The sequence below is a fragment of the Mesorhizobium sp. ZC-5 genome (assembly GCF_025753855.1).
GTDB lineage: Bacteria > Pseudomonadota > Alphaproteobacteria > Rhizobiales > Rhizobiaceae > Neomesorhizobium.
In genome coordinates, this window is sequence record NZ_JAOWPT010000003.1 from 516,338 (window position 1) to 534,674 (window position 18,337).

Sequence of the window (18,337 nt, forward strand, 5' to 3'; positions counted from 1 at the left end):
TCCTCCCGCAAAGCGAAAATCGAGGAGACAGCCTGAAATGAAGCTCACCTGGTACGGACAGTCCGCCTTCAAGATCGAGGCAGCGGGCGCAAGCATCCTGATCGACCCGTTTCTCAGCCACAATCCACTCTGGAAGAAGGGCTGGGAAGGGCCGGCCGAAGGCGTGACCCATGTGCTGCTCACCCATGGCCACGGCGACCATGTCGGCGATTCGCTGGACATCCTGAAGAAAACCGGCGCCATGCTGGTCGCCAACCCCGAGATTTGCGGTTATTTCGGCGGCAAGGGCGTCGACCAGGCTAAAATCAACCAGGGCAATACCGGTGGAACCGTCGATTGTGGCGGTTTCACCACCACTTTCGTGCAGGCCCTGCATTCATCGTCCTATGCCGACGGTATCTACATGGGAAACCCGTTGGGGCTGGTGCTGCATTTCCCCGACGACAAGACGCTCTACCATATGGGCGACACCGACATCTTCTCCGACATGGCGCTGATCAACGAACTTCACGAGCCGAAGATCGGCCTGGTGCCAATCGGCGACCGTTTCACCATGGGCGGCGCTGTTGCTGCGCTTGCATGCCGGCGCTTCTTCAATTTCGAGACGGTCATACCGTGCCACTACAAGACCTTCGGCCTGCTCGACCAGACGCCGGACAAGTTCATCACCGGCATGGAAGGTTCCGGCGTCGATGTCAAAGTGCCTCAAATCGGAGACAGCGTCACTCTATAACGGCGGAAAAATGGGAGGTTTCATGGACTTGAAGCGGTTTTTTGTCGCGGTTTCGACGATTTTCTCGGCAGTTCCGGCAGTGGCTGCCGACGATTTCATCAAGGGCGTCTATCTCGAGACGGAGGAACTTTGCGCGCAGGCCAGGAAGGACGGCATCGAAACCGTTACCGACGCCGGCAATACGATGCTTTCGGCGCGCGGGCTGGAAAGCGTCGAATACAATTGCGAGTTCGTGCAGGTCATCAAGGCGGAACGTTCGCCGGCCTGGGCGGTCACAGCCATTTGCCAGGAACCGGGCTATCTGTTTCCCGACGTGCTTTCGGTGACGCAAATGTCGCCGACGCAAATCGATCTGGTTTCGGTCAAGCCGGCGCCGGCAGAGGGTGAAGTGGGCGGCAACGCCGGCAGCTATTATTTTTGCGAAGGCGTCGAACTGCCCTGACCCGGCGCCACCGTCATCCATGTTGCACTGCGGCTGTCGCGCCGGTATAGCGCGAGGTCTTCATTCCGGAGCAATTCCATGTCCGTCGATATCGCCACCGTCAAGCGCGTCGCGCACCTTGCCCGCATCGCGGTCTCCGATGAGGACGCGGAGCGCATGACCGGCGAGCTGAACGTCATCCTGGGGTTCGTGGAGCAGTTGAACGAAGTCGACGTTTCCGGCGTCGAGCCGATGACGTCGGTGATCCCCATGGAGATGAAGAAGCGCCAGGACGCCGTGACCGATGGCGACAAGGCAACGGATATCGTCGCCAATGCGCCGGCAACACAGGAAAACTTCTTCCTCGTGCCGAAAGTCGTGGAGTAGGGCGCGGTGGCTATCGAGATCGCAATTGAAAATCCCTTGCAGGACGACGTGCGCCTGATGGTCGCGGCGTTGAATGCGCATATGATCCCGTTGACACCGCGCGAGTTCCAGTTCCAGCTCACCGTCGAGCAGATGGCCGAGCCTGCGGTGACCTTGTTCGTGGCGCGTGATCCGGATCGGCGTCCTGTCGGCATGGGCGCGCTGAAGGATCACGGCGGCGGTCTTGGCGAGGTCAAGCGCATGTTCACCTTGCCCGAGGTGCGCGGCCAGCGCGTCGGGTCCCAGCTCTTGCAGTCGATCGAGACGCTCGCGCGCGGCACGGGCGTCACGCGGCTGGTTCTGGAAACGGGTGAGGCGCCGGGCTTCGAGCCCGCCTACCGTGTCTATGAGCGCGGCGGGTTCCAGGTTTGCGGCGCGGTGCTCGACTACCCCGATTCCGGCCATTCCCGTTTTTACGAAAAGAAACTCGCCTGATGACCGACCTCACCAAATTGACGATCTCCGAAGCCCGCAAGAAACTGCGGGCGCGGGAAATCACCGCGACGGAAATCACCGACGCCTACCTCGGTGCAATTGATAGCGCCAACGAGACACTGAACGCCTATGTCGCGGTGACGCACGACAAGGCCCGTGCCATGGCCAAGGCTTCCGACGAGCGTCTCGCCAACAATTCCGGCGGGGCGCTGGAAGGCATTCCGCTCGGCATCAAGGATCTGTTCGGCACCGAGGGCGTGCACACGCAGGCCTGCAGCCATGTCCTGGACGGTTTCAAGCCGCGCTATGAGTCAACCGTGACGGCCAATCTGTGGGCGGACGGCGCCGTCATGCTGGGCAAGCTCAATATGGACGAGTTCGCCATGGGCTCATCCAACGAAACCTCCTACTACGGTCCCGTCATCAACCCCTGGCGCCGGTCTCGCGCCTCTACAGTCGTCCGCCCTACAACCCATATGGGCGACGGCGGTTTCGTTTCGGATGGCGGAGTTCGTACCGAGCGTTCGTTGGACAATATGCAGCTCGTACCCGGTGGGTCGTCCGGTGGCTCGGCTTCGGCGGTCTCGGCTTTCCTGTGCGCCGGTGCCACCGCCACCGATACTGGTGGTTCGATCCGCCAGCCGGCTGCCTTTACCGGCACGGTTGGTATCAAGCCCACCTACGGCCGTTGTTCGCGCTGGGGTGTCGTCGCGTTCGCCTCGTCGCTCGACCAGGCGGGACCGATCACCCGCGACGTGCGCGACTCCGCCATCATGCTGAAATCGATGGCTTCGGTCGATACCAAGGACACCACCTCCGTCGACCGGCCGGTCCCGGACTATGAAGCCGCACTCGGCCAGTCGATCCGAGGCATGAAGATCGGCATTCCGAAGGAATACCGCGTCGATGGCATGCCGCAGGACATCGAGGCGCTTTGGCAGAAGGGCATAGACTGGCTGAAGGATGCCGGGGCCGAAATCGTCGACATCTCGCTGCCGCACACCAAATACGCTTTGCCGGCCTATTACATCGTGGCGCCGGCCGAGGCCTCGTCCAATCTCGCCCGCTACGACGGGGTCCGCTACGGCTTGCGGGTGCCGGGCAAGGATATCGTTGACATGTATGAAAAGACGCGCGCCGCCGGTTTCGGCCGCGAGGTCAAGCGCCGCATCATGATCGGCACTTATGTGCTCTCGGCCGGCTATTACGATGCCTATTACCTGCAGGCGCAGAAGGTACGCACCTTGATCAAGCGCGATTTCGAAAAGGTCTTTGCCGACGGCATAGACACGATCCTGACGCCGGCCACGCCTTCCGCCGCCTTCGGTGTTGCCGACGAGGACATGGCAGCCGACCCGGTTAAGATGTACCTCAACGACATCTTTACGGTGACGGTGAACATGGCCGGCCTGCCTGGCATCGCAGTGCCGGCCGGTCTTGACGAAAATGGGCTGCCGCTCGGGCTTCAGCTCATCGGACGGCCGTTCGACGAGGAAACCCTGTACCGGGCCGGCCACGTCATCGAACAGGCCGCCGGCCGTTTCGAGCCGCAGAAGTGGTGGTAGTGCCGCACTAGAATTTTGAGGGGCAGGCCGTGTTCTTCTACCTCTCAAAGATATTCTGGTTTTTCATCCAGCCGCTGAACCTGTCGATTTTCCTGGCCTTTGCTGGCCTGCTGGCGATATTCCTTGGCCGTCGCCGCCTGGCGGTCGGTGGTGCATCGGCGGCATTCTTGGTCCTGGCCCTTTCGGCTTGGACATCGCTTGGTGCGCTGATGCTCAATCCTTTGGAAGAGCGCTTCCAGCGGCCGGCCAGCTTGCCGGAAAAGGTCGACGGTATTGTCGTGCTCGGCGGCGGTTTCGAGGGGGCCATCAACCTTGCCCGTGGCGGCTACGAACTGAACAGCGGCGGTGACCGCTTTGTCGAGACGGCGGTGCTGGCGAGGCGCTTCCCGAATGCTAGGGTCCTGGTCTCAGGCGGTACCGGGGCGATCCTGCTCGACGGAGAAGGGGATGCCGATACAGCGCCTCGGCTGCTCGTTGCGCTTGGAGTAGCGCCCGAACGGCTCATTCTGGAGAACAAGTCCCGCAACACCGCCGAGAACGCAGAGTTCTCGAAGGAACTCGTCAATCCGCAACCCGGTGAGACATGGCTGCTGGTCACCTCGGCATTCCATATGCCGCGCTCGGTGGGGTTGTTCCGCAAGGTCGATTTCGCGGTTGTACCTTGGCCGGCCGATTATCGCACATCGGGCCGAGAAGGCGTCAGCCTCTTCGCCGACAACGAGATAGATGCCTTACAGAACACCACCGTGGCGGTGCGCGAGTGGATCGGGCTTTTGGCCTACTGGCTGTCGGGCCGCATTGATACGGTGCTGCCCGGTCCGCCCTGAACGGGCGCTTCGGCCAGCACCGCGGCGCGGGCCGCTGAGAAGAACTGGCGGCGGATCAGCACTGCAAGCAGAAGCAGCGTGGTCATCGCGAACACCCCGGCGTTCACGAACCAGCCGAGATAACCGATCGAAAAGAAGATGCCGCGCAGGCCGGCATTGAAATGCTTGCCGGCCAGTATGTTCATCTTGGCTGCACGGATGACCGCCGCTTCCGTCTCGGCGCTGTATGCCGCTTCGTCGCGCATCACAGGAACTGCTCCGATCAGGATCGAGCAGTAATTGAAGAGCCTGTAGGACCAGCCGAACTTGAAGAATGCGTAGGCGAGGAGGATGACGAGGCCGAACACCTTCGTTTCGAACAGGCCGCGCGAGGGCGAGGCGACATAGGGCAGGTCGGAAAGCACCGAGAGCACCTGTTCGGTAGCGCCGAGCAGTGCAAAGCAACCGCCGATCGCGAAGATCGAGCTGGAAGCGAAAAACGCGGTGCCTTGCTGCAGGCCGATCATGATGGAGGTGTCGATCATCCTGAGTTCGCGCCGCGCCATCGTCCGCATCCAGGCTTCCCGCTGTGCGTTCATGGCGGTGGAGAGGGATATGCGGCTGAACAGCTTCCCGTCGGCGGCGAGTGCGAAGAACGTCCAGACCAGCAGGTACAAAGCGAGCGCCGCGAAATCATTGCCGGAAAGAATGAAAGAATCGCCCATGCGCCGATTCTAACATACGTGGTGAGTTGATGGTCGCGCCGGTCCTGGGGCCTCACCAGAAAATGCAGTCCATGCCGTTCGCTCCCATATAATGACTTTCACCCGGTCGGATTTCCTTTGACTTCCCACTGCGGTCATGTCGTTTGCAGCGCACCGGAAGTCGGCGCCCGCGAAGCCGACGGCCTGGAAAAGGCGGAAATATCGTTTGCAACGCGATGCCGTGCGCGAACCCACGGTCTGGAGTTTCTGGCGCGTGTTCCTCTCGGTCTTCGATCTGTTCAAAATCGGCATCGGGCCGTCGAGTTCCCACACGATGGGACCGATGACGGCGGCTGTGCGGTTTCTCGCCGAAGTCGCCGGCGACGACTGGCCGCGGCCGGCTGGCGCGGTCGTGGACCGGCTTGGCGCCAGCCTGCACGGGTCGCTTGCCTATACGGGTGTCGGCCATGGAACCGATCGGGCCGTGATCCTCGGCCTGACGGGCGAAACGCCGCTGACCGTCGATCCGGACACGGCGGACGCCCAGGTCGAGAAGGTCAAGACCGAAAAGCGCGTCTCGCCACCCGGTCATCCAGGCTACAATTTCGATCCGGCCACCGACCTTGTTCTCGACAGGAAGACACCGCTGCTCGGACACGCCAATGGCATGGCGTTCTATGCTTACGATGCCGCTGGCCGATTGCTCCTGAAGCGCATCTATTATTCGATTGGCGGCGGCTTCGTCGTTTCCGATGAGGAACTGCAGCGCATGAAATCGCGCGGGTCGGTGACGACCGAAGGCAGCAAAGTGCCTTATCCATTCAAGAACGCCGTCGAGATGCTTGGAATGGCTGGCAAAAGCGGCCTGTCCATCGCGGAGATGAAGCGCGTCAACGAAGAAACCCACATGTCGCGCGAAGAGCTCGATGAAGGTCTCGACAACATCTGGACCGCCATGCGGGGCTGCATCGAGCGCGGCCTGTCGCAGGACGGCATCATGCCGGGCGGATTGAAGGTTCGCCGCCGCGCACGCCAGTTGCACGACAAACTGCAGGAGGAGTGGCGCCAGAACCGGCCGAACCCGCTGCTCGCCAATGACTGGCTGTCGATCTATGCGATGGCGGTGAACGAAGAAAACGCCGCCGGCGGCCGCGTCGTCACCGCGCCGACCAATGGCGCCGCCGGCACGCTGCCCGCGGTGCTGCGCTACTGGCTGCATTTTCATCCCGAGGCCGACCAGGCCAGCATACGCGACTTCCTGCTGACGGCGGCTGCGGTCGGCGGCATCATCAAGTCCAACGCATCGATTTCCGGCGCGGAGGTCGGCTGCCAGGGCGAGGTCGGCTCGGCGTCGGCGATGGCGGCGGCAGGACTTTGCGCCGTCATGGGTGGCACCCCCGAGCAGGTGGAAAACGCCGCCGAGATCGCGCTCGAACATCATCTCGGCATGACCTGCGATCCCGTAGGCGGCCTGGTGCAGGTGCCCTGCATCGAGCGCAACGCATTGGGCGCCGTGAAGGCGGTGACGGCCGCTTCGCTCGCCATCAAGGGAGACGGCGTTCATTTCGTGCCGCTCGACGCGGCGATCGAGACGATGCGCCAGACCGGCCTCGACATGAGCGAAAAATACAAGGAAACCAGCCAGGGCGGCCTTGCGGTGAATGTCGTCGAATGTTGATCCGGATTTGATCCGCGCCTGTGGAGAAGCCGGTTCGCGGTTGACCCCGGCGTTTGCCGCGCTAATGCTCTTGCCATGTCACTGAACCTGATAAAGCTCTGCGTCGGCTGCGATAGCGTCGAGGATCTGGAAGAGTGGATTGCTTTCCGCCTGGACGAACGTCGGCGCGCCGGCGAGCCGGTCGAGCATTTCCACACGACGCGCATGGTTCCGACGCGCGGCAGCGAGGTGACCGATGGCGGCTCGCTCTACTGGGTGATCAAGGGCAGCGTGCAATGCCGCCAGTTGATTACAGAGATCCGGCCATTCACCGACAAGGACGGCATCGGCCGCTGCTACCTGATGCTCGACCCCACAGTTGTCCGCACCGAATGGCAGCCGCGTCGTGCCTTTCAGGGCTGGCGTTACCTGAAGCCGAACGAAGCGCCGTCCGATCTCGGCGCCGGCAGGACCGGCTGGGCCGAGATGCCGCCGAAGTTGCGTCAGGAACTCTCGGAACTCGGGCTTTTGTAGCCAAAAGCAGGCTGGCTGAATTCGGCTTGCGGCGTCGGCGGCCTTGCAAGCATCCATAAGACGCCACATGTTGATCCCGATGAGCGACAAAAAGCCGCCCGTGCCCCTCCACACCGACAAGCCGCCTGCCGAGCTTCGGTCAGGCGCCAGTGAAATCGACGCGTTTGTGCGCCAAGCCCGAGCACTGGCTGCTTCGCGGCCAACCGGCTCGGGCCGGCTGATACTCGCACTCGATGCAACGATGAGCCGGCAACCAACCTGGGATCTGGCCTGCAGGCTGCAGGCTGAGATGTTCGACGCGGTCGCCAAGGCCTCGGCGTTGAAGGTTCAACTCGTTTACTTTCGCGGACTCGGCGAGTGCCGCAGTTCGAAATTTGTCGGCGACACCACGACGCTGAAAAATCTGATGGTCGGCATCGACTGCCGCGGCGGCAACACCCAGATCGGCAAGGTATTTTCCCATGCTCTCCGGGAGACGGAGCGGGAAAAGGTCGATGCAGTCGTCTTCATCGGCGACGCAATGGAGGAAGCTATCGACGATCTGGCGGAAAAAGCCGGCAGTCTCGGGCTGCATGGGGTTCCCGTCTTCCTCTTCCAGGAAGGCCGCGATGCGCTCGTCGAACACGCGTTCAAGGAATTTGCACGCCTGTCGAAAGGCGCCTGGTTCCGCTTCGACCGCAATTCAGCCGCCGCGCTTGCAAAGCTGCTCTCCGCTGTCGCTGTGTTCGCCACCGGTGGGCTCAAGGCGCTCGAAGCCCGGGGCCGCCCCGAAGACCAATTGATGATCGAGCACTTGAAGAGCGGCAAGGCAGGATGACGGTTGTCTTCTACAGCCTGATCAGCCTTCTCGCGATCACGCTGATTGCCATGGGCTTTCTGCGCACCAATCCCGCGCGTCTTGCCGAAGCGTTGCGCATCAGTGGGCCGATAATTCTGGCGATTGTCGGCGGTTTGCTGGTTATCACAGGCCGGGCAGGGGTTGGCGGCATGCTGCTGTCGGGTGCATTAGCGTGGTATGCGTCGGGCAGGGCGACGCGCCGTGCTCGAAAGACGCCCGGCAAGCGCTCGACAGTCAGGACGGCGGCGCTTGAAATGGAGCTCGATCACGACAGCGGCGGGTTGGAAGGCCTGGTGTTGGCCGGCAGTCATGAGGGTCGCGCGCTGAGCACGATGTCCCAGGACGAATTGCTGGAATTGCTGGGCGAGTTGTCCTCGGATCCCGAGAGCCTGCGCCTACTTGAGACCTATCTTGACGGCCGGTTTCCCGTCTGGCGAGAAAACGCGAAGGCGGATGACGGCGACCGGCAAGGTGTTGCGCCAGGTACGGGCGCCATGACTAAGGAGGAGGCCTACAAGGTCCTTGGTCTTGAAGCGGGTGCCACTGCGGCGGAGGTCCGCAAGGCGCACCGCCGCCTGATGCAGCGCCTGCACCCCGATCTCGGCGGCTCCTCTTTCCTGGCGACGCGTATCAACGAAGCCAAGGACGTCCTTCTCTCCAAACACCACTAGCTCTCCTTCGACACAGTCACATTTCCGGGAGATTGATCGGGACGGCCTGGCTTATTGCTGGACCGCGTAGCACGAGATCTTCTTTTTCTTCAGCGCGGCGCATGCGTCCCACGCAGCGGTCTTCGATCCAAAACCGCCGAAGCGGGCGCGGTAATAGGTGGTGCCGTCCTTCACGAAAGGCACCGTGAAAGGCGAGGCCGAGGCGACGGCTTTGGGAGCCCGCTTCGTTGTCTTGGCAAGGAAACCTTCCGCTTCGGCCGCGCTCGGCGAGGAAGCGACCTGAACGGCCCAACCTTCGGGTGCGGTGGACGAGGTACGGATCGGGTCGACATCTGCCTTGGGACGCGGCGCAGATTTCGGCCGTGGCGCAGGCTCCGCATAGGCCTGCACGATCGGCGCAGTGGTCTCTTCCACCACTGTTTCCTGCTCGGCCATCTGCTGCCTTTCCGCTTCGAGAACTTCTTCCTCGCTGAGCGCGACGATCACGTCGGGACGTGGATCAGGCGTCGGCGCCTTGCGCTTGGGCAGGATGGCCGACGCAATCGCCGCGATCGGCGACTCTCCGCGCATGGCGATCAACGGGCCGCTGTCGCGGGTCGAAGCCTTCGGCAGGTATTTCTTGATCAGTTCCGCCATTTGCGCATCGCGCGACCGGCCGGATTGGCCGCCCATCACGACCGCGACGATGCTGCGATTTCCATCCGACACGGACGAAGCCAGATTGAAGCCGGATGCCCTTGTGTAACCGGTCTTGATGCCGTCGACGCCCTTGATGCGTCCGAGCAGGCGGTTGTGGCCGTTGATGCGCTGGCGTCCATACTGGAATGAACGCGCCGAAAAATATTTGTAGTAGCGCGGAAAGTGTTCCCTGAGAGCAATGCCAAGCACCGCCATGTCGCGCGCGGTCGTCTTTTGAGCACTGTCCGGCAGGCCGTGCGCATTCTGGAACGTTGTGCCGCTCATGCCGAGGCGGCGTGCCTTGGCGGTCATCATGCGCGCGAATTTCTGCTGGGAGCCGCCGAGCAACTCGGCGACGGCGGTTGCCGAGTCATTGGCCGACTTCGTCACCATCGAATAAATCGCGGTTTCGACGGTGATCGAGTTGCCGGCCTTGACACCAAGCTTCGTCGGCGGTTCAGCCGCGGCCTGGGCGGAGAACGGAACGCGGCTCGACAATGAGAGCCTGCCGCCGTCGAGGGCCTCGAACAGCATGTAGAGGGTCATCATCTTGGTCAGCGAAGCCGGGTAGCGCGGCGCGTCGGCGTTTGCCGAAAACAGTGTCTTGCCGGTGTTCGCATCGACGACGATCGCTGCATATTTCGACGAAGCCGCCGAAGTGCCCCCAACCGCGCCAAGCGTCATGGCCATCGCGACGATGCCGACAAAAACGGTTCTGAAGGGAGAGACCGAAACGGATGAAAATCTAGCCCACGCCTGACGCACTGTTATTTCCTTTGAAGGTACTGCACCCAAGAGGCGGCAAAGGTTTCCTGCCTCGCATCGAATGACCCTAGGCGATCAGCGTTACCAATCCGTTTATGGTAACTGCGACGTTCATAATTTCAGTCGGGCTTGATTTTCAGTTGATTCAAATCTGGCCAGACCGCATGCGCGGGGCCTGGGTTTCCGTTGGGAGAGGGCCGGTCTTCCGGCATTGACTTTTTGTGCGTTGCACAATACACGATTTGCATCGCACAATGACGTGCTGACCATCCCATCTTGAAAGGGACATGCACATGACACAGACGTTCGAAGATGCCGGCAAGTTCGGCAAGGAATTCATGGACACCGGCCTGAAGAGCTTCGCCTCCCTCTCGAAGGGCTTCCAGGCTATCGCCACTGAGGCGACCGAATATTCGAAGAAGTCGTTCGAGACCGGCAGCGCCGCTATCGAGAAACTGGTCGCCGCGAAATCGCTCGAAAAGGCGATCGAGATCCAGACCGATTATGCCAAGCAGGCGTATGAGGGCTTCGTTGCCCAGGCGACTAAGCTCGGCGAGCTGTATGCGGAAGTCGCCAAGGATGCCTACAAGCCTTACGAATCGATTGTGGCCAAGGCGAAATAATCTGCCTGAAATTGGCGAGGAGCGGGTCGTTTGACCCGCGGTCGAGCCCGGCTGCGTCTCGCAGCCGGGTTTTTTGTATCCAGAAACGGGGTCTTGTTCACGATTGCGCCAAAACACAAGGCTTTGCACCTCAGGCCATATTGTCAGCGCAAAGAATGGCCTTAAAATCTCCCGGTAAGTACCTACATGTCGCACCTCATGAGGTTGTGACGAGAGGAAGGAAACGCTTGACCATCGGTGGGGATGCCATGCGCAGGCGCGCGGCACGAATGCAGAATGGTGATGAAGGCGGCAACGGTCCCGGCCGTGGCACGGCTGTCATCACACGCACCAAACCGAAGACCAAGAAACCAAGCCTTTATCGCGTTCTCATCCTCAACGACGACTACACGCCGATGGAGTTCGTGGTTCACGTACTGGAACGGTTTTTCCAGAAGGACCGCGAGGCGGCGACCCGCATCATGCTTCATGTCCACAATCACGGTGTGGGCGAATGCGGGGTCTATACATTCGAAGTGGCCGAGACCAAGGTGTCCCAGGTCATGGATTTCGCCCGTCAGCACCAGCATCCGCTGCAATGCGTGATGGAGAAGAAGTGAGGTAAAATGCCGGCTTTCTCGCAAGGTCTTGAAAAGGCGCTTCATCAGGCGCTGACTCTTGCCAATGAGCGTCACCATGAATACGCGACGCTTGAACATCTGCTTTTGGCGCTGATAGACGACAGCGACGCCGCTGCCGTCATGCGTGCCTGCAATGTCGATCTCGATGATCTGAAGCAGACTGTGCTCACCTATATCGACACCGAACTCGACAATCTGGTCACTGGTTATGACGAGGATTCCAAGCCGACCGCCGGTTTCCAGCGCGTCATCCAGCGTGCGGTGATCCATGTCCAGTCTTCCGGCCGCGAGGAAGTGTCCGGCGCCAACGTGCTTGTGGCGATCTTCGCCGAGCGCGAGAGCCATGCCGCCTATTTCCTGCAGGAACAGCAGATGACGCGTTACGACGCGGTCAATTACATATCGCATGGCATCGCCAAGCGTCCTGGCGCCAGCGAGGCGCGCGCGCCTCGCGGGGCCGAAGATGACCAGCCCGGTGCGCCCGGTGGCGACTCTTCCGAAGAGGGGGGCGGCAAGAAGAAGCAGCAGCAGGATGCGCTGACGGCCTATTGCGTCGATCTCAACAAGAAGGCGAAGGCAGGCCGCATCGATCCGCTGATCGGCCGCGAGCCCGAGATCAACAGGACCATCCAGGTTCTCTGCCGCCGTTCCAAGAACAACCCCCTCTATGTCGGCGACCCCGGCGTCGGCAAGACTGCGATTGCAGAGGGTCTCGCCAAGCGCATCGTAGACGGCGAGGTGCCGGAAGTGCTGGCGAACGCCACCATTTTTGCGCTCGACATGGGCACGTTGCTCGCCGGCACGCGCTACCGCGGCGATTTCGAGGAGCGGCTGAAGCAGGTCGTCAAGGAACTCGAGGATTATCCGGGCGCCATCCTCTTCATTGACGAGATCCATACCGTCATTGGCGCCGGTGCAACCTCCGGCGGCGCCATGGACGCATCGAACCTGCTCAAGCCGGCGCTGTCGTCAGGTTTGATCCGCTGCATAGGATCAACCACTTACAAGGAGTTCCGCCAGTTCTTCGAGAAGGATCGCGCGCTTGTCCGCCGGTTCCAGAAGATCGACGTGAACGAACCGACGGTGGATGACGCGATCGCCATCATGAAGGGGCTGAAGCCCTACTTCGAGGAGTTCCACAAGGTGCGCTACACCAACGACGCCATCAAGGCGGCGGTGGAGCTCTCGGCCCGCTACATCAATGATCGCAAGCTGCCGGACAAGGCGATCGACGTGATCGACGAGACCGGCGCCTCACAGATGCTGTTGCCCGAGCCGAAGCGCAAGAAGACGATCAGCGTCAAGGAGATCGAAGCGACGGTCGCCACCATGGCGCGCATCCCGCCGAAGACGGTCTCCGCCGATGACGAGAAGGTGCTTGCCGGTCTCGAAGTCGAACTGAAGCGTGTCGTCTACGGCCAGGATACGGCGATCACCGCTCTGTCCTCGGCGATTAAGCTGGCGCGTGCCGGCTTGCGCGAACCGGAAAAGCCGATCGGCTCCTACCTGTTCTCCGGGCCTACCGGTGTCGGCAAGACCGAAGTTGCAAAGCAACTCGCCGCTTCGCTCGGCGTCGAACTGCTGCGCTTCGATATGTCGGAATACATGGAACGCCACACCGTCAGCCGCCTGATCGGTGCGCCTCCGGGTTATGTCGGCTTCGACCAGGGCGGACTGCTGACCGACGGCGTCGACCAGCACCCGCATTGCGTGCTGCTGCTCGATGAGGTGGAAAAGGCACATCCCGACCTGTTCAATATCCTGTTGCAGGTCATGGATCACGGCAAGCTGACCGATCACAACGGCAAGCAGATCGACTTCCGCAACGTGATCCTGATCATGACCACCAACGCTGGCGCTTCGGATGCACAGCGTGCGGCGATCGGCTTCGGCTCGACCAAGCGCGAAGGCGACGATGTCGAAGCGATCAATCGCTTGTTCACGCCGGAATTCCGCAACCGTCTCGATGCGATCATCCCGTTCGGCTCGCTGCCGGTTCCGGTGGTGCATCAGGTGGTGCAGAAGTTCGTCATGCAGCTGGAGGCTCAGCTTTCCGAGCGTGGCGTGACCTTCGACCTGTCGCCGGAAGCGATCGCGTGGCTCGCCGACAAGGGCTATGACGAACGCATGGGTGCGCGTCCGCTCGGTCGCGTTATCCAGGAGCACATCAAGAAGCCGCTGGCCGAGGAAGTCCTGTTCGGCAAGCTTAAGAAGGGCGGCACCGTTCGTGTGACGGTCGAGAAGAAGGAAACCGGCGAGACCGGCCTGAAGCTCGAATCGCTCGCCGACGAGGTGCCGGTGAAGCCCAAGAAGGAGGAGCCGAAAAAGGATCCGGCTCCCAGGAAACCCTCGGCGAAGAAAGTGGTTGCGAAAAAGGTGACTGCCGCGAAGCCGAAGAATACCTCGTCCGGAAAGGACGGTGGCAAACGCAGTCTGGTGCCGCAGCTGCCGCGCAAGAACTGACGGAACCACAGGCGTTTATCGAGGCGCGCGGCTCCAAAGCGGCGCGCCTTTTTTTGTTTGGTCCAATGGTCGAAGAACGTTGTGTTCGGGGTCGCTTCGCCAGGGGGCCTATGCTAGGCGGCAAGTCGCATGACTGACGATGCCGCCGATACTGATCCGGAGCCCGCCAGCCGCCGCGCCTGGTATCTGCGCGGCGTGCGCGCCACATTTTCGATTCCCGGTTTCATCCTGACCAGCGCCTTTGTCGGCTTCGCCGGTCTCGCCCGGGAAGCTGGGCTGACCCTTGCCGAAGCCGTGTTCATGACCGGCGTTGTCTGGGCACTGCCAGCAAACGTCGTGCTGGTCGGCGCCATTCTGTCTGGAAGCTCGCTGGCTGCCGCCGCCTTCGCCGTCGCGCTTTCGTCGGTGCGGCTGATGCCGATGGTCGTGGCGCTCGTACCGGAGATGCGCGGATCGCGCACGCCGCGATGGGTGCTCTATGCGTTGTCGCATTTCGTGGCTGTCACCTCATGGGTGCTCGCCATGGAGAACCTCCGCCATGTGCCGCGCGAGATGCGCACCAGCTACTATGCGGGGCTGGGTTCGACCCTGGTTCTGACCAACATGGTGGTCGTCGCCATCGTATTCCTCATCGCCGGCAGCTTGCCGCCTGCCGCTTCGGCGGCTTTGCTGCTGCTCACCCCGATGTATTTCCTTACCTCGCTCTGGGGATCTGCACGCGAACAGGCAGGGCACGTGGCCATGCTTATCGGCATCGTTCTCGGCCCGGCATTCCATGCAATCATTCCGGGATTCGACCTGCTTGCTGCCGGCCTTGTCGGCGGTTTTGCCGCCTATGGCTTCCACCGGTTACGGCGGGGAAGGGCTTAGATGACCTTCGATGCGATCGACACCTGGTGGTGGCCATTCCTGTTCATCCTCGTCGCCGGGTGGCTGGCGACGGACGCCTGGCGGTTCCTTGGCGTCTATCTCGGCGGCCGCATCTCGGAAAATTCCGATATTCTCGTCCTGGTGCGTACAATCGCAACCGCACTTGTCGCTGCCGTCATCGGCAATCTTATCGTCTTTCCGAGCGGAGCGCTTGCCGACACCTCTCTCGTCCTCAGGTTGGCCGCGGCCGGAGTAGGCTTTCTTGCGTATCTCGGATTGGGCAAGAAGGTCATCGTCGGCATAGTGGTCGCGGAACTCTTGCTTATCATGGGGATTCTTCTGGGTTTCTGAACTCTGGAGGCATTCGAACAAGCTGATTCATGGCCGCTTAACGGCGAATGCCTTACAGTGTGTCGGGCTGGGGTGCATATCATGACGGAAGTTCATTCGGCGGGAACGGCCTTTTCCTCGATTGGCGGCGCGACTGAACGCCAGACGATCGCCAAGGTTTTTGTGGTGGCCGCGATTATTGCCGTGGATTGGCTTTGGATTATCGCTACGGATTTCCGTTTCGACATCATGAGCATCGGCAAGCCGGCTGCGATCGTTGCGTTTCTCATGATGACTGCCTGGTTCTACCGTGTGCGGCGACCGATACGAAAATTCGAGATACTCTGCACGGAGACGGCACTGCTCCTTGCCTTTTCCGCCGCCGCTGCTGTCCTCAGCTACCTGGTGGCATCACTGGATATGCCGCTGATCGACACTCAATTGCTGGCAGTCGATGCCGCGTTGGGATTCGACTGGATCGCCTATGTGGACTTCGTCAATGAAAGGCCCTGGCTTGGTACCGTTTCATCGGCTGTCTACGTGACGACGCTCGCCCAAGTGGCACTCGTGGTGGTTCTCTTCGGCGTGCTTGGCGATGTCGATCGGGCACGACGGTTCGTAACGGCGGTGATGCTTGGTGCGTTGCTGTGTATCTTTATTTCGGCAGTGCTGCCCTCGGCGGGCGCCCTTGCTACACTACGACCTTCGGCGGAGTTTGCCGCGGCTAACCAACCGGTTGTCGATCTCGACTACAAGCAGACATTCTTCGATCTGCGCAGCGGTGCAGAGCGCTTCATATCGTTGGAATCGTTGCGTGGATTGATTGCCTTTCCGTCATATCACTGCACGTTGTCGGCGCTAATCGTGATCGCATTCTACGGAATGGGGCGATGGTTCTGGCCTGTTCTGCTGCTCAATACCGCGGTGATCCTGGCCACGCCGATCGACGGCGGCCATCATCTTGCCGATTCACTCGGAGGCGTCATCGTGGCGCTGCTTGCGTGGAAAACCGCTACGTCGCTTTCGCGGCAGGGTGTTCGCGATGGCGGATTCGGTTCCGGGACGGTCGAGTGAAGAATTTTGGTTTCACTACAGGAACTGCGCGACTTCCTTACCCGCCTTGATGAACCGAAGAGGATCGATCGCGTCGCCATTGCGGCGCACTTCGTAATGAAGGTGAGGGCCGGTAGACCGTCCTGTGCTGCCAGATTCGCCGACGACATCGCCTGTGCGGATTTCCTGGCCCACCTTCACGCGGATGCGGCTCATATGCGCATAGCGCGTCGACAATCCGTTACCATGGTCGACCTCGACCATTCGTCCATAGCCGCCATTACGGCCGGCTCTTGTCACGACTCCAGGTGCCGTTGCATGCACTTTTGTTCCGGTAGGGGCACGGAAATCCATGCCGCTGTGAAGCGCAGGCGTACCCAGGATAGGGTCGCGGCGGACGCCGAACGTGCTCGTGATAGCGAGCCCTGGGGCAGGATTGGCGATCGGCAGCGTGCGGGCTCTGCTTTTTACTGCGTCTAATGCGTCGAGAGCTTCGTCGAGTTCCTTGACCTTGGTTTCGAACATCGTCGCGTTGTCGACGGCGATCAGAGGACCGCCGGTTGCGTCCTTGCCGTAGTCGAGATCGACAGAGAGCCCGGCGGACTCAAGCGCTTCCTTGATGGTATCGGCGGTCTGATATGCGTTTTCGGCGAGCGAGTTGATGCGTACGAGCTGTTCATTCTCGATGGTTCGCAGCGACTGATTGATGGCAACAAAAAGCTTGTCGGCATGGTCCGCCGTCGATTCGCTGGAGATCGCCGCGCGAGGCGACCAGAACGAGAAAGGAGCGGCGTCCGTTGTCCTGATGCTGGAGGCTGAGGAGTAGGCCGCAGTCAGTGTACCAGCAGCCGGCAACATCGCGCGCACGTCCGCCGGCTTCTCTTCCGGCACCGGAGCAGCGGCGGGCAGCGTCTTGCCGGCCGCTTCGGCTCGATCGAGCATCGGTCCGATACGGCCATGCCGCTGCGAGAGTTGGGATTGCCGCGCGAGCAATTCGCTCACCTTGCTTTCCATAAGCTGCTGGTCGAGCAACTGACGGCTGGTGATGCGGTCGACCTGTGCGCGCAGGGAGGAAATGCGATCTTCATAGGCCTGCTGCATCCGCGCCTGACGGGCTGCCGTGGCGCCGAGCAGGTCGTCGCGCAGGACTAGGTACGATGTCGCCAAAAGATAACCTACTGCGACGGCCGCCAGAGCCGATCCCGCGAACGTGGCAATCCAGGGGCGAACGGTGAAGTGCCGTATCTGGTCGCCTCGGGCGATGATGACGGTATGAGGCTCCTTGCGTCTGCCAAATACTGTTGAGCGACTGGAATGTGCCACGGGACGAATGCTTCCATGCAGGATACCGACATGGCTGATTACACATTGTTAGGGTTAACAAAGGCTTGAGTTGGCACATAAATTGCGGGAAGGCATCAGAGCATCACGACCTGCAAAAATGCCCGCCGGAAGGCGGGCACAACAGCGGTCATGATTTCGGATTACAGCCGGTCAAAATCAATCAAGAAAAAGCCAAAGCAAAATGATGATTGGGATGGGAATACCCAGCAGCCAAAGCAGAACTCCGCGAAGCATTCGATTTCTCCTCTATTTGTTGTGAGGAGGAAACGCAGCCTGTCAAAAAGAGTTCCAGCCCTTTGATCAGGGTCGTCAAAGGGCCAGTACAGCCGCCAGCACGGCGTCGGCGTGCCCTTTGATCCGCACCTTTCGCCAGATTTTCGCTATCTTGCCATCCGGTCCGATCAGGAATGTCGATCGTTCAACGCCCATATATTTGCGACCGAACATGAGTTTCTCCGTCCAGACTCCATAGGCTTCGATCGCCGCACGTTCCTCGTCGGCAGCCAGATCGACGGTAAGTTTGTATTTGGCCCTGAATTTGCCATGCTTCTTGATGCTATCAGGCGAAATGCCGATGACGACTGCTCCAGCTTTGCTGAAGTCCGGCTTCAGCCGGGAGAATTCGATGGCCTCGGCTGTGCAGGTCTCGGTGTCGTCCTGAGGATAGAAGTAGAGGACGACGGGTTTGCCCGCGAGTTCCCTGAGGTTCAAATGGCTGCCATTGTCGGTGGGAAGTTCGACGTTGGGCGCAATTTGCCCTACCTGAATCTCGGCCATGTCGATGCCTTGTTTATGGTTACG

Annotated in this window: 20 protein-coding genes; 16 read left to right on the forward strand and 4 right to left on the reverse strand. The window is 60.9% G+C overall.

What is annotated here, in order from left to right; genetic code table 11:
* The first annotated feature begins 37 nt into the window (after positions 1 to 37).
* The 6 genes from OHD58_RS11160 to OHD58_RS11185 all read left to right on the forward strand — a co-directional run bounded on the left by OHD58_RS11160 (position 38) and on the right by OHD58_RS11185 (position 4,407).
* Entirely contained in the window at positions 38 to 733 is a 696-nt protein-coding gene (locus OHD58_RS11160) for a metal-dependent hydrolase (protein ID WP_263803333.1), read from the forward strand.
* 22 nt (positions 734 to 755) lie between these two features.
* Positions 756 to 1,175 (forward strand): hypothetical protein, encoded by a 420-nt coding sequence (locus OHD58_RS11165; RefSeq protein WP_263803334.1) that lies wholly within the window; start codon positions 756 to 758, stop codon positions 1,173 to 1,175.
* 78 nt (positions 1,176 to 1,253) lie between these two features.
* Positions 1,254 to 1,541 (forward strand): Asp-tRNA(Asn)/Glu-tRNA(Gln) amidotransferase subunit GatC, encoded by a 288-nt coding sequence (gene gatC / locus OHD58_RS11170; RefSeq protein WP_263803335.1) that lies wholly within the window; start codon positions 1,254 to 1,256, stop codon positions 1,539 to 1,541.
* A 6-nt stretch (positions 1,542 to 1,547) separates the two neighbouring features.
* Positions 1,548 to 2,015, forward strand: coding sequence for a GNAT family N-acetyltransferase (locus tag OHD58_RS11175; RefSeq protein WP_263803336.1), 468 nt, complete (start codon positions 1,548 to 1,550; stop codon positions 2,013 to 2,015).
* Positions 2,015 to 3,580: an amidase gene (locus OHD58_RS11180; RefSeq protein ID WP_263803337.1), complete on the forward strand. Its 1,566-nt coding sequence runs from the start codon at positions 2,015 to 2,017 to the stop codon at positions 3,578 to 3,580. Before OHD58_RS11175 ends, OHD58_RS11180 begins: the two co-directional genes overlap by 1 nt.
* Before the next feature lie 29 nt (positions 3,581 to 3,609).
* Complete coding sequence (locus OHD58_RS11185) at positions 3,610 to 4,407, forward strand: YdcF family protein (protein WP_263803339.1); 798 nt, start codon at positions 3,610 to 3,612, stop codon at positions 4,405 to 4,407.
* Here OHD58_RS11185 and OHD58_RS11190 read toward each other — a convergent pair.
* Entirely contained in the window at positions 4,359 to 5,111 is a 753-nt protein-coding gene (locus OHD58_RS11190; RefSeq protein WP_263803340.1) for a DUF599 domain-containing protein, read from the reverse strand. The genes OHD58_RS11185 and OHD58_RS11190 overlap by 49 nt on opposite strands.
* 253 nt (positions 5,112 to 5,364) lie before the next feature.
* Here OHD58_RS11190 and OHD58_RS11195 point away from each other — a divergent pair, with 253 nt between their 5' ends.
* From OHD58_RS11195 to OHD58_RS11210, 4 genes are all read left to right on the forward strand, one after another.
* Entirely contained in the window at positions 5,365 to 6,768 is a 1,404-nt protein-coding gene (locus OHD58_RS11195; RefSeq protein WP_263803597.1) for an L-serine ammonia-lyase, read from the forward strand.
* 75 nt (positions 6,769 to 6,843) lie between these two features.
* Positions 6,844 to 7,281 carry a DUF1489 family protein gene (locus tag OHD58_RS11200; RefSeq protein ID WP_263803341.1) on the forward strand — a complete coding sequence of 146 codons (438 nt, stop codon included), beginning with the start codon at positions 6,844 to 6,846 and terminating at the stop codon, positions 7,279 to 7,281.
* Between the two features lie 79 nt (positions 7,282 to 7,360).
* Positions 7,361 to 8,098, forward strand: a complete 738-nt coding sequence (locus OHD58_RS11205; RefSeq protein WP_263803342.1) for a VWA domain-containing protein — start codon at positions 7,361 to 7,363, stop codon at positions 8,096 to 8,098.
* Positions 8,095 to 8,790, forward strand: coding sequence for a DnaJ domain-containing protein (locus OHD58_RS11210; protein ID WP_263803343.1), 696 nt, complete (start codon positions 8,095 to 8,097; stop codon positions 8,788 to 8,790). Before OHD58_RS11205 ends, OHD58_RS11210 begins: the two co-directional genes overlap by 4 nt.
* A 51-nt stretch (positions 8,791 to 8,841) precedes the next feature.
* On the opposite strand, the gene OHD58_RS11215 is transcribed toward OHD58_RS11210, so the two are convergent.
* Positions 8,842 to 10,233 carry an SPOR domain-containing protein gene (locus tag OHD58_RS11215; protein WP_412177194.1) on the reverse strand — a complete coding sequence of 464 codons (1,392 nt, stop codon included), beginning with the start codon at positions 10,231 to 10,233 and terminating at the stop codon, positions 8,842 to 8,844.
* Between the two features lie 293 nt (positions 10,234 to 10,526).
* On the opposite strand from OHD58_RS11215, the gene OHD58_RS11220 reads away from it, so the two are divergent.
* The 6 genes from OHD58_RS11220 to OHD58_RS11245 all read left to right on the forward strand — a co-directional run bounded on the left by OHD58_RS11220 (position 10,527) and on the right by OHD58_RS11245 (position 16,213).
* Positions 10,527 to 10,856: a phasin family protein gene (locus tag OHD58_RS11220; protein WP_263803345.1), complete on the forward strand. Its 330-nt coding sequence runs from the start codon at positions 10,527 to 10,529 to the stop codon at positions 10,854 to 10,856.
* A gap of 248 nt (positions 10,857 to 11,104) precedes the next feature.
* Entirely contained in the window at positions 11,105 to 11,455 is a 351-nt protein-coding gene (gene clpS, locus OHD58_RS11225; protein ID WP_318528251.1) for an ATP-dependent Clp protease adapter ClpS, read from the forward strand.
* A 6-nt stretch (positions 11,456 to 11,461) separates the two neighbouring features.
* Positions 11,462 to 13,939 (forward strand): ATP-dependent Clp protease ATP-binding subunit ClpA, encoded by a 2,478-nt coding sequence (gene clpA, locus OHD58_RS11230; protein ID WP_263803346.1) that lies wholly within the window; start codon positions 11,462 to 11,464, stop codon positions 13,937 to 13,939.
* Positions 13,940 to 14,068: 129 nt separating this feature from the next.
* Positions 14,069 to 14,809 (forward strand): AzlC family ABC transporter permease, encoded by a 741-nt coding sequence (locus OHD58_RS11235; protein WP_263803347.1) that lies wholly within the window; start codon positions 14,069 to 14,071, stop codon positions 14,807 to 14,809.
* A complete protein-coding gene (locus OHD58_RS11240) occupies positions 14,810 to 15,160 on the forward strand; it encodes an AzlD domain-containing protein (RefSeq protein ID WP_263803348.1) in 351 nt (116 codons plus the stop codon).
* 81 nt (positions 15,161 to 15,241) lie between these two features.
* Entirely contained in the window at positions 15,242 to 16,213 is a 972-nt protein-coding gene (locus OHD58_RS11245) for a phosphatase PAP2 family protein (protein WP_263803600.1), read from the forward strand.
* Between the two features lie 15 nt (positions 16,214 to 16,228).
* Here OHD58_RS11245 and OHD58_RS11250 read toward each other — a convergent pair whose 3' ends face one another.
* Complete coding sequence (locus OHD58_RS11250) at positions 16,229 to 17,515, reverse strand: M23 family metallopeptidase (RefSeq protein WP_263803349.1); 1,287 nt, start codon at positions 17,513 to 17,515, stop codon at positions 16,229 to 16,231.
* Between the two features lie 330 nt (positions 17,516 to 17,845).
* Complete coding sequence (locus OHD58_RS11255; RefSeq protein WP_263803350.1) at positions 17,846 to 18,313, reverse strand: peroxiredoxin; 468 nt, start codon at positions 18,311 to 18,313, stop codon at positions 17,846 to 17,848.
* Positions 18,314 to 18,337 lie beyond the last annotated feature (24 nt).